Raw genomic sequence first — 11,507 nt, forward strand, 5'->3', positions numbered from 1 at the left:
CGCGAGCCGCGGGCGCGGGTCGTCGGCGCGTTCAAGGGCCTGGCCGCCTTCGACGTGGCCGACGCGCAGTACTTCGTCGGCCGCGAGCGGCTGACCGCCGAGCTCGTCGGGCTGGTCGCCGACCACCGTGCCGTCGTCGTGGTCGGGGCGAGCGGCACGGGCAAGTCCTCGATCCTGCGGGCCGGGCTCATCGCCGCGCTGCGGCGCGGTGCCCTGCCGGGCTCGGCCGCGTGGCGCACCGGCGTCACCACCCCGGCCGCCGAGCGCGGCGCGGTCGGCGGCGAGCACGACCTGCTCGTGCTCGACCAGGCCGAGGAGCTGTTCACCGTGCTCACGCCGGGGGAGCGGCAGGCCGTCGTCGAGCGGCTCGAGCAGTACACCGCCGGGGGCGGCCGGCTGGTGCTCGCGCTGCGCGGCGACTTCTACGGCCGCCTCGCCGAGCTGCAACCGCTCGCCGCCCACGCCCGCGCCGCCTCGGTGCTGGTGGGTCCGCTGCGCGACGACGAGGTGCGCCGGGTGGTCGTCGAGCCGGCCGAGCGGGTCGGCCTGACCGTCGAGCCGGACCTCGTCGAGACCGTGCTCGACGACGTCGCCGGCCAGCCGGCGGCGTTGCCGATGCTGTCGACGGCGCTCGTGCGCACCTGGGAGAACCGCGCGGGCGACACGCTGACGCTGGCCGGCTACCGGCGCGGCGGCGGGGTCGCCTCGGCGGTCGAGGCGACCGCCGAGGACGCCTACCTCTCCCTCGAGCCCGCGGCCCGCGTGGCCGTACGTCGGCTGCTGCTGCAACTCGCCGGCCGGGAGGGTGACGGGTGGGTGCGGCGCCCGCTGCCCCTGCCGGACACCAGCGCCGATCCGGACACCGCGGCGGCGGTCGCGCACCTCGCCGCCGCACGGCTGGTCACGGTCACCGGCACGCGCATCGAACTGACGCACGACGCGCTGCTGGTGCACTGGCCGCGGCTGCGCGGCTGGCTGGACGAACGGGTGCTGGCCGCCGACCTGCTCGACCATCTCGGCGCCACCGTGCGGGCGTGGGCCGAGGCGGGGCGCCCGGACAGCGACCTCTACCGGGGCGCCCGCCTGCGCGGCGCGCTCGACTGGCGCGACGAGCACCCGGACGACGTCACGCCGGTGGAGCGCGAGTTCCTGGCCGCGTCCGAGGCGGCGGCCGACGCGCAGCTCACCGCGGCCCGGGAGCAGGCGCGGCGCGAGGCACGCGGCAGGCGGCGGCTGCGGGCTGTTGCGATCGGGCTGGCGGCGATGGTCGTGCTCGCCGCCGTCGGCGTGGTCGTCGCCCTGCACGAGCGCGGTTCGGCCGACCGCGCCGCGGCGTCGGCCCGGGCGGCCGCGCTGGCCGCCGACAGCCGGCGGCTGGCCGCGCTGTCGTTCACCGCGCCGGACATCGCGACCTCGAGCCTGCTCGCCGTCGCCGCCTACCGGCTGCAGGACTCCGCCGACTCGCGCGGCGCCCTGCTCGCGGCCGTCGAGCGCAACTCGTCGGCGCTCTGGCGGTTCCAGGCGCCGCACCGCCTGCTGCGGGTGGCCGTGACGCCGGACGGCACGCGCCTCGCGGTCATGGACAACCGGCGGCAGGTGACCGTCCTCGATCCGCGCACACGACGGGTCACGGCGACGCTCGCCGCCCGCGCCGACTACCTCGAGGGCATCACGGCCGACGGGCGCATGCTCGTGACGTTCGGTTCGACGCCCGACGAGCCGCTGAACGGGCGGCTCGCCCTCGTCGACGTCGCGTCCGGACGCCGCACGCGCGTCCTGACCGAGGACGGTGACCCGGCCATCGAGCCCGCGTTCTCGTCCGACGCGCACTGGTTGGTGCATGTCACGGGCGGCCGGCGCACGATCGACGTCTTCGACGCGCACGACTGGTCGGCGCCCCCGCTGCGCCTCACCGCTCCCGCGCACACGGTGGCCGTGGCGGCCGGGCACGACAGCATGGCCGTGCTCGCCGCCGACGGCACCGTCGAGGTGCGCGGCCTGCCGTCGTTGCGAGTCGTCGCGCGGCTGCGCACCTTCCCCGAGCAGCAGGACGGCACCACCCTCGGCCTCGCGCCCGACGGGTCACGGGTGGCGGTGGTCGACGGCCGCGACCCGCGCCGCGTCGCGATCCTCCAGGTCACGGCGACCGGGCAGGCGGAGCCGGTGGCCCTGCCGACCCAGCTCGAGAGCGCCGACGACGTGCTCTTCGCGCCCGACGGCAGCGAACTGGCCGTGCTCACCGAGAGCGGGGCCGTGTCGGTCTACCGCACGGCCGACGGGTCGGCCGCCGAGACGCTCGCCGGTCATGCCGGTCCGGTGGTGGGCGGCGCCTGGAGCGGCACCACCGCGCCGACCGGCCTCTACACCGCGGGGCTGGACAGCGAGCTGGTGTCGTGGGGCGTGACGTCCACGCCGCGGCTCGCCTCGCGCGCGGGCGCGGACCTGCGGGCGCCCGACGTCGCCGAGACCTTCGGGCACTGGGTGGTCGGCCTGACGCCGCACCAGGGCGGCGCGCTGCCCGAGTCGAAGGAGCAGCTGCTGCGGGCCGACCTCGACACCGGCCGGTGGACGACCTTCCCGCTCGGTCTGCGCGACGACGAGTACGTCAACCAGACGATGGCCAGCCGGGACGGCACCCGGGCGGTGCTGTCGATCCAGGACCCGCAGGGCCACAACCGCGTCGAGGTGTGGGACCTCGTGCACGGCCACAGGGTGGGCACGCTGCAGCTGCCCGCGGACGCGCCGGACCGCTTCGTCCTCGGGTTCAACGCCGCGATCAGTCCCGACGGCGGTACCGCCTACGTGAACCTCGGCGCGACCCGGATCGGGGTCTTCGCGCTGCCCTCCGGTCGCTACCTGCGCAGCTTCACCGTCCACTTCGGCGGGCGGGACGGCGCCCGGGTGCTCGCGGTGCCCTGGCGCTTCGCGCCCGACGGCACCCTCCTGTTCGGCGGTTACGACACCGGGCCGCACGCGACGGGTGGCGACTTCGCGCTCGGGCCGGACGACGCGAGCCCGCCCGACCACCGCCTGGCCGTCGTCGACCCGGCGTCGGGCCGGGTGCTCGCGCAGACCGGGATGGGGGACGTCGGTGGGGAGAGCACGTCCGAGTGGTCGCCGGACGGGCGCCTGCTCGCCGTCGGCACGCTCGACGGCACGCTGACGCTCTACGACGCCCGCACGCTGCACGTGGTCACGGCCGGCGGCGCCGTCGAGTCGGGCTACCTGTTGGCGGCCCGGTTCGCACCCGACGGCCGCAGCATCGTCGCCTCTGGCACCGCGGGCACCGTCGACCTCTTCACCGTGCCCGGGCTGCAGCGGCTCGCCCAGCCGATCTCGCTGGGGCCGAGCGGCAACGCCGGCGGCCTGTTCGCCTGGTACGCCTCGGACGGCGACCTCGTCGGCTTCGGCCCCGACCCGGCGCACCCGGACGCGCCCGTGCAGCGGTGGTTCGACCTGCACGTGCAGCCGGCCGAACTCGCCCGCACGGCCTGCCGACTGGCCGGTGGCGACATGACGCGGGCGCAGTGGCAGCGCTACGTCGGCGACCGCCCGTACCGGCCCGTCTGCAGCCCCGCGCACTGACGCGCGCCGCCCACTGCGCCCACTGCGCCCACTGCGCCCACTGCGCCCACTGTGGGGCGCTGCAACCGCGCTGCAACCGGCACGGCCGAACCTCCGTGGCGTCCGGACACCGCCGGACGACGCCCTGGGGAGGTCCCACATGCTCGGCAACCCTCGCCGTCTCGCGTCGCTCTCCGCTGCCGGCCTGGCACTCGGTGTCGGCCTGGTGGCGCCGCCCGCCAGGGCCGACGTCACCGCCACCGTCGCCCTGCCCGCAGCCGGGTGCTGCGTGACGCAGACCGTCGCGGTCGGGCAGTGGGTCGTCGCGCTCGCCGATCCGCCGCAGGCACCGGACGGCGAGCAGGCCACGCTCGTCCGCATCGATCCCGCGACCGGCGCGGTCACCGGCTCGCTGACCCTGCCGAACGGCATGCCGACCGGCAACTCGTTCGACGTGCAGACGCTCACCGTCGCGGGCGGCGCGCTGTGGGTGCCGGCCTTCTTCGAGGATCAAGTGCTGCGCGTCGACCCCGCCACGATGACCGTCACCGCCCGGGTCGCCACCGGCCGTTCGCCCGGCAGCCTGGTGAGCGACGGCAGGTCGGTGTGGGGGGCGCTGCAGAACGAGCAGGCCGTCGTGCGCATCGACCCGGCGCGGAACGCCGTCGTCCAGACCGTCCGGGTCGGGTCGAAGGACGTCACCGACCGGCCGTACCAGGTGGCGTGGGACGGCAGCCAGGTGCTCGTGTCCATGCCGACGAGCGGACGGGTGGCCCGCATCGACCCGGCGACGGCCAGGGTGCGCTACGACGCCGTCGGCACCGCCGCCGCGGCGTGCGCACGCATCCTGCCCGCGGCCGGCGGCTACTGGCTCGACGACACCGAGTGCGGCATCGACTACTACCGCTGGGACGCGCACCGGCAACGGATCACCGTCACGCTCGACCCGACGCCGCACTTCGACTGGGGCGCCGCCGTCGTGGGCGGCCGGCTCTACACCGGCGAGTTCCACTGCGACGACGGCGGCTGCGAGCAGGGCTGGCTGGTCGAACGCGACGGCGTCACCGGCGCCGTCATCGCCTCGCAGGACATCGGGGCCGAGGACTACCTGCCGAGCTTCGCCGCCGGCGGCTTCTGGGTCGCCGACTGGGACGCCGGCCTGCTGCGCCGCGTCGCGGCCTTCTGACCGGCCCACACCGACACGAGGAGCACGAGATGTTCACCGCACGCCTCACCGCCGCGATCGCGGCGACCACCGTCGCGGCCGGGCTGCTGCTCGGCGGCACCGTCGACGCCACCGCCCGGCCCGGGCCGGTGGTCGCCACCTACAAGCCCGCACCCGGGTACTACGCGCTGGCCGTCGGGCCCGACGCCGTCTGGGCGCTGGACGCCGACGAGTACCACGACGGCGTCCTCTACCGGCTCGATCCCCGCTCGCACGCGATGAAGCTGGTGACCACGCTGCCGTTCCCGGCCGGCGGGCTGGTCGTCGCCGACGGCAGCCTGTGGGTCAGCGACTACTTCGGCGACGCTGTCTGGCGGCTCGCGCCGAGCGGTCGGGTGCAGGACGAGATCGCGGTGGGGCTGCAACCGCAGTGGCTGCACGCCGCGTTCGGGTCGATCTGGGTCTCGAACCACCACGGCGCCTCGGTGAGCCGCATCGACGCCGCCACCGACACCGTGGTCGCCACCGTGCCGGCGGGCGCCGCGGGCGTGTTCCGCAACGGCCCGCAGGCGATCACCGACGACGGCACGCGGGTGTACGTCGGCAGCTCGAACCAGCAGGCGCTGGAGGCGATCGACCCGGCGGACGACATCGTGACGACCCCCGCGTCCGTCGACGACGGGTTCTGCGGCCCGATCGAGGCCGCCGGCGGCGCGGTCTGGAGCGTCGACAACTGCTCGAGCACGCTCTACCGCCTCTCGCCCGACGGGGCGGTGCTCGACACCTTCGGCTCGACCGGCGCGCCGGTGAGCCTGGCCGTCCAGGGCGCGACCGTCTGGGTCGGCGACGACACGGTGTATGACCAGGGCAGCGGCGCGGGTTCGTCGGCGGTGCTCGAGCAGCGCGACGCCGCGACGGGGGACCTGCTGCGCAGCGTGCCGATCGGTGGGGACGCCGGTGCCCTCGCGGTCGGCTTCGGTGACCTCTGGGTCTACGACGGTGTCGCGAACACCGTCCGGCGCGTCCACGTCGGCTGACCCGTGCTCGCGTTTGCTCGGACGTCCAAGTAAATTGTGGGACGTAGTCGCAATGCCATCGTCACCGCCACTCCCTAAGGTCGCCGTCATGGACGAACAGGACATCGCCGCAGGTCGCCAGCGCTGGCAGGAGCGCTACGACAAGGCCCGTAAGGCCGAGCGCGACTACACGACGCTCTCGGGCCTCGAGGTCGAGCCGGTCTACGGCCCGACCGGCCCGGACGAGCGCATGGAGCGCATCGGCTGGCCGGGCGAGTTCCCGTTCACCCGCGGCATCCACCCGACGGGCTACCGCGGCAAGCCCTGGACGATCCGGCAGTTCGCGGGCTTCGGCAACGCCAAGCAGACCAACGAGCGCTACAAGATGATCCTCGCCGAGGGCGGCGGCGGGCTGTCCGTCGCCTTCGACATGCCGACGCTCATGGGCCGCGACTCGGACGACCCGCGCAGCCTCGGCGAGGTCGGGCACTGCGGTGTCGCGATCGACTCGGCGGCCGACATGGACGTCCTGTTCGACGGCATCGACCTGGCCGGCACCACGACGTCCATGACGATCAGCGGCCCCGCCGTGCCCGTCTTCTGCATGTACGTCGTGGCGGCCGAGCGCCAGGGTGCCGACATCTCGACGCTGAACGGCACGCTGCAGACCGACATCTTCAAGGAGTACATCGCCCAGAAGGAGTGGGTGTATCCGCCCGAGCCGCACCTCAAGCTCATCGGCGACCTCATGGAGTACGTCGACGCGAACATCCCGGCCTACAAGCCGTTGTCGGTGTCGGGTTACCACATCCGTGAAGCCGGGGCGACGGCCGCGCAGGAACTCGCCTTCACCCTCGCCGACGGCTTCGGCTACGTCGAGCTCGGCCTCTCGCGCGGGCTCGACGTCGACCGCTTCGCGCCCGGCCTGTCGTTCTTCTTCGACGCGCACATCGACTTCTTCGAAGAGATCGCCAAGCTGCGCGCGGCACGGCGCATCTGGGCGCGCTGGCTGCGCGACGTCTACGGCGCGAAGACCGAGAAGGCGCAGTGGCTGCGCTTCCACACCCAGACCGCCGGCGTCTCGCTCACCGCGCAGCAGCCGGAGAACAACATCGTGCGCACGGCCGTCGAGGCCATGGCCGCGGTGCTGGCCGGCACGAACTCGCTGCACACCAACGCCCTGGACGAGGTGCTGGCGCTGCCGTCGGCGAAGGCAGCGCAGATCGCGCTGCGCACCCAGCAGGTGATCGCCGAGGAGACGGGCGTGCTGAACGTCGCCGACCCGCTCGGCGGCTCGTGGTACGTCGAGGCGCTCACCGACCGGCTCGAGGCCGAGGCCGAGGCGATCTTCGCCCGCATCAAGGAGCTCGGCGGCGACGGCACGATGACGTCCGGCCTGCTGCGCGGCATCGAGGAGGGCTGGTTCATCGGCGAGATCGCCGACTCGGCCTTCGCCTACCAGGTGGCGCTCGAGAAGGGCGACAAGCGGGTCGTCGGCGTCAACACGCTCACGGGTGACATCGGCGAGCCGCTCGAGATCCTGCGTGTCTCGCACGAGGTCGAGCTCGAGCAGAAGGCGCTCGTGGCCAAGCGGCGCGCCGAGCGCGACCAGGCGAAGGTCGACGAGGCGCTCGCCCGCATGGTGAAGGCCGCCGAGCAGGACGAGAACACCGTGCCGCCGATGCTCGACGCCGTGCGCGCCGAGGCCACGCTCGGCGAGATCTGCAACGCGCTGCGTCCGCTCTACGGCGTCTACCGCGAGCCGGTGCGCTTCTGACGCTCGGGCGAGGCAACCTCGGGGCGCGCACGGTGTCCAACAGATGTGAACACCGTGCGGGACGCGCCCGCTGAGCCGACCGCCGCGGTCGAGGAGCTGTTCCGGCGGCACGGCGCGATGCTCGTCCGCCTCGCCACCTTCCTCTGCGGCGACCGCGGCGCGGCGGAGGAGATCGTGCAGGAGTCGTTCGCGGCGGTGATCCGGCACTGGCGCCGGCTCGTCGACCACCAGGCGGCGCTGGCCTACGTGCGCGCCGCCGTCGTGAACGGCACGCGCAACCACCATCGCCGCGCCGGTGTGGCGCGACGCCATCTGCGCGTCGCCGAGCCCGAGGCGACCGCCGACGTCGCCGACACGCTGCTGCTCGCCGAGGAGCACCGCGCCGTCCTGCTCGCGCTGCGCGACCTGCCGCCGCGCCAGCGCGAGGTGCTGGTGCTGCGCTACTGGAGCGACCTCGACGAGGGCGAGATCGCCGCCGCGATGGGTATCGCCCGCGGCACCGTGAAGTCCACCGCCGCCCGCGCGCTCGACGCGATCGAGCGGCGTCTGAAGGAGCTGCACGCATGAGCACCGACACCGAGGACCGCCTGCGCGCCGCTCTGCGGGTCGCCGGCGAGCAGCTGCACGTCGAGGGCCTCACCCTCCGGCCGGTCGACCGTGCGGCGCCGGCGCGGTGGCGACGCATGGCGCTCCCGCTCACCGTCGCCGCGGCCGTCGCCGCCGCGGCGGTGGGGCTGTCGCTCGCCGGGCGCGGGCACGACAACTCGGCGCCGCCGGTGACGCGGTCGACCGTCCCGGTGCCGACGTCGACGACGGTGTCCTCGGTGCCGCCGCGTCCTCCGTCGACGGCCGCCTTCCCCCAGGCGCAACGGTGCGACACCGCTGACAGCACGGCCTGGACGGCCGCCATGCATGGGCCCGAGCTCATCGGCATCCCACCCGGCACGGTCATGGCGGGGCTCGTGTACCTCGCCGGTGTGGATCGGCGCGGTGACGCCATCGCCGTCGAGACCACGAACCCCGGGCGCTTGGTCACGGTGCGTCCCGACGGCACGACGACCGTGCTCTACACCGCGCCGCAGCAGGTCGACCCGTCGACACCGGTGCGGATCGGCGACGCGACAGCGCCCGACGGCGACTGGACGGCGGTCTCGCTCATCGCCGGTGGTGGCCAGGGCGAGCGCTCCGGCATTGTCGCGGTGAACATCCGGACGCGGGCGACCCGCACCGTCCGGGCTGTCGGCAACTTCGATCTCATCGTGCAGACCCCGTTCGTCGCCGGCGGCGCCGTGCGCTGGGTCGAGTCGACGAACGTCGGCGTCTCGCGCGGCTACGCCTACGACCTCGCGACCGGGCGACGCAGCGACGTGAGCGTCGCATCGGCGACGCCGCCCAGCGGGCTCGAGGTACGGGCCGGGAACCTGCACGCGTTCCAGCAATCGTCCGGCGGCCGGACGCACCTGCTGGTGCAGCGTGGTTCGGAGCCTGCGGTCGACGTCGCGAGCACCGACAGCGACGGCCTCACCCACCTGCTGGCGCTCACGGACCGGTTCCTGCTCTGGTCCGACGTGCATGGGCTGCATCTGCTCGATCTGCGCAGCGGCGCGGGCACGGTGCTGGACCAGAGCACGCTGGACGCCGGCGCAGCCGCGGCGGCCGGCACGCTCGCCGTCAACACCGAGTCGGCGAAGGGCGGTCCGTTGCTGGGTGTCGCGCGCGAGGCGGACCTGCCCGCGCTGCACTGCTGACCGACCATGATCGACACCCGTCCGAACCGGTGCTGACCGGTCGGGACGGGTGTCGATCTTGGCGTCGCGACGCAACAGTGACCGACGGATCATTCCCAAACCGGACAGCGACGGAGTTGAATCCGGCGATGTGAGCTCAGCGCACGAGTCGCCGATCGGCCTCGCCGGCCGCATCACCACGGCGACGCGTGGCGAGCAGGGCGCGGGGGAGGTCGAGCTGCGCATCCGCGGCGGCACCGAGACCTTCGTCGCCCGCTCGGCCGACCCGCTGCCCCGTGGGCAGGCCGTGATCGTGCTCGCGACGCTCGGCCCGCGCACCGTGGTGGTGGCGCCGTGGATGGATCCCGTCGACAGTCTGCTGGAGCTCTAGATGTTCGGTTACCGCGTCCCGTCGCCCAACGAGGCGATGCTCATCTCCGGCGGGAGGACCGACGGCGCGCCGTTCCGCGTCGTCACCGGCCGCGGCGCGTTCGTGCTGCCGTTCTTCCGCCGTGCCGCGTTCCTCACGCTGACGCTGTTCGAGTCGGAGGTCGAGGAGGTCTGCGTGACCAAGCAGGGCATCGCCCTGAACGTGAAGGCGGTCATCGCGGCGAAGGTCGGCAGCGACGCCGAGTCGATCGTCAATGCCGGACAGCGCTTCCTCGCCGACCAGAACCAGATGCCGGTGCTGACCGGACGCATCTTCGCGGGCCACCTGCGCTCGATCATCGGCTCGATGACCGTCGAGGAGATCATCACCGAGCGGCAGAAGCTCTCGACCGAGGTGCTCGACGGGTCGAAGGAGGAGATGGCCCGCATGGGCCTGACCGTCGACTCGCTGCAGATCCAGTCGATCGACGACATGCGCCAGGGCTACATCGCCGCGATGGCCGCGCCGCACAACGCGGCGATCCAGCGGTCGGCGCAGATCGCCCAGGCACAGGCCGACCAGGCCGCGGCCGAGGCGCAGCAGCAGGCCGAGCGGGCGAAGGCCGACTACGTGCGGCAGACCACCGTCGTCCAGGCCAATCTCGCCTCGGAGGTGAAGGCGGCGCAGGCCGAGGCCGACCGCAAGGCGGCCGAGGCGCTGCAGGAGTCGCTGCGCCAGCAGGCCGACTACGAGCGGCAGACCTCGGTGGCGAAGGCCGGCTTCCAGGCCGAGGTCGAGGTCGCCAACGCCAAGGCGGCGCAGACGGCGGCGCAGGCGGTGCAGGAGTCGCAGCGTTCGCAGGCCGAGTTCGAGCGGACGACCGCGGTGGCCAAGGCCGGGTACGCCGCCGAGACGCAGTCGGCGCAGGCGAAGGCCAACCAGGCCGGCCCGTTGGCGCTCGCGCAGGCGGCGCAGGAGGTGGCCGAGGCCGAGGCGCTGCTGGCGCAGAAGCAGGCGGCGCTGCGCGAGGCACAGCTGGTCGGCGAGGTCGTGAAGCCTGCGGAGGCCGACGCCGAGCGCGTGCGCATCCTCGCCCGTGCCGAGGCGGAGAAGACCGAGACGCTCGCGCGGGCCGCCGCGTCGAACAACCGGGTGTCGCTCGACCAGATGCTCATCCAGCAGCTGCCGCTCATCGTCGAGAAGGCCGCGGGCGGCCTGGCGCAGGCGAACGTCACGGTGCTGAACGGCGCCGACGGCCTCTCGCAGATCGTGTCCGGGCTCGTCGGCCAGGGCATGGCGATCTTCGACGCGATCCGCAACGACCCGCCCTCGGGCAACGGCGCCCGGCCGGCGCAGGACACCGACTCGCGCGCGCTCGAGCGCGGTGCCGCCGACGGCCGCGCCGGGACGTCCGGCTGAATGGGACACCCGACCGGGCCGCCGGCGTCCCATGCCCCTGTGCCGCAGGGCGGCGGCTTCCGGTACGAGATCGCCTACGACGACCGCGTGTGGCTGCGTGTGCCTCGTGGCGACGAGCGGCTCGGGAAGCGCTGGGCGAAGGACGCCGGCGAGGCGTGGGGGAAGGACCTCGGGGCGCCGAGGCGGTGGCGCGCGACGCTCGCCGCGATGCTCGCGGCCATCGCCCGTCAGTCGTACGGGGACGAACCCGAGGCGCTGTTCGTGCACCTGCTGCCGCGCATCGACGCAGCGCCCGATCCGCTGCTGGTGCTGCTGCGGTCGGTGCCGGCGGGGGGGCGGGCGCCCGGCGCGGGGGGGGGGGTGCTGGCGGGCGGGCCCCAACGCCGAGCTCGTATCGCTCGAGCACGGCCGGATCCAGGGCATGGAGCACCACGACAAGGGCAAGACGTTCGAGGTCGACCGGACCCTC

Annotated in this window: 9 protein-coding genes; all 9 read left to right on the top strand. The window is 74.1% G+C overall.

Going from position 1 to position 11,507, the window contains the following annotated elements; all coding sequences use genetic code 11:
• Positions 1-3,585, top strand: a 3,585-nt coding sequence (locus ACTHMS_RS17700) for an NACHT and WD repeat domain-containing protein (protein WP_440307979.1), incomplete at its 5' end; no start/stop codon positions are given.
• Between the two features lie 139 nt (positions 3,586-3,724).
• On the top strand, positions 3,725-4,750 hold the full coding sequence (locus ACTHMS_RS17705) for a YncE family protein (protein WP_440307980.1): 1,026 nt from the start codon (positions 3,725-3,727) through the stop codon (positions 4,748-4,750).
• 29 nt (positions 4,751-4,779) lie between these two features.
• Positions 4,780-5,766: a hypothetical protein gene (locus tag ACTHMS_RS17710; RefSeq protein WP_440307981.1), complete on the top strand. Its 987-nt coding sequence runs from the start codon at positions 4,780-4,782 to the stop codon at positions 5,764-5,766.
• A gap of 88 nt (positions 5,767-5,854) precedes the next feature.
• Entirely contained in the window at positions 5,855-7,522 is a 1,668-nt protein-coding gene (locus ACTHMS_RS17715; protein ID WP_440307982.1) for an acyl-CoA mutase large subunit family protein, read from the top strand.
• Between the two features lie 45 nt (positions 7,523-7,567).
• Complete coding sequence (locus ACTHMS_RS17720) at positions 7,568-8,089, top strand: RNA polymerase sigma factor (RefSeq protein ID WP_440307983.1); 522 nt, start codon at positions 7,568-7,570, stop codon at positions 8,087-8,089.
• Entirely contained in the window at positions 8,086-9,270 is a 1,185-nt protein-coding gene (locus ACTHMS_RS17725) for a hypothetical protein (protein WP_440307984.1), read from the top strand. The genes ACTHMS_RS17720 and ACTHMS_RS17725 overlap by 4 nt, the downstream gene beginning before the upstream one ends.
• A 130-nt stretch (positions 9,271-9,400) precedes the next feature.
• Entirely contained in the window at positions 9,401-9,640 is a 240-nt protein-coding gene (locus ACTHMS_RS17730) for a hypothetical protein (RefSeq protein ID WP_440307985.1), read from the top strand.
• Complete coding sequence (locus ACTHMS_RS17735; RefSeq protein WP_440307986.1) at positions 9,641-11,038, top strand: SPFH domain-containing protein; 1,398 nt, start codon at positions 9,641-9,643, stop codon at positions 11,036-11,038.
• A gap of 39 nt (positions 11,039-11,077) precedes the next feature.
• Positions 11,078-11,507 (top strand): hypothetical protein (locus ACTHMS_RS17740; protein WP_440307987.1); only part of this gene is annotated, 430 nt, incomplete at its 3' end.

Source organism: Jatrophihabitans sp., from assembly GCF_051960575.1.
Taxonomy (GTDB): Bacteria; Actinomycetota; Actinomycetes; order Mycobacteriales; family Jatrophihabitantaceae; genus JBQCEE01.

Excerpts from the sequence above, each read along its gene's own strand:
- ACTHMS_RS17735 (WP_440307986.1), top strand. The coding sequence starts at position 9,641 with ATGTTCGGTTACCGCGTCCCGTCGCCCAACGAGGCGATGCTCATCTCC.
- ACTHMS_RS17725 (WP_440307984.1), top strand. The coding sequence starts at position 8,086 with ATGAGCACCGACACCGAGGACCGCCTGCGCGCCGCTCTGCGGGTCGCC.
- ACTHMS_RS17710 (WP_440307981.1), top strand. The coding sequence starts at position 4,780 with ATGTTCACCGCACGCCTCACCGCCGCGATCGCGGCGACCACCGTCGCG.
- ACTHMS_RS17705 (WP_440307980.1), top strand. The coding sequence starts at position 3,725 with ATGCTCGGCAACCCTCGCCGTCTCGCGTCGCTCTCCGCTGCCGGCCTG.
- ACTHMS_RS17715 (WP_440307982.1), top strand. The coding sequence starts at position 5,855 with ATGGACGAACAGGACATCGCCGCAGGTCGCCAGCGCTGGCAGGAGCGC.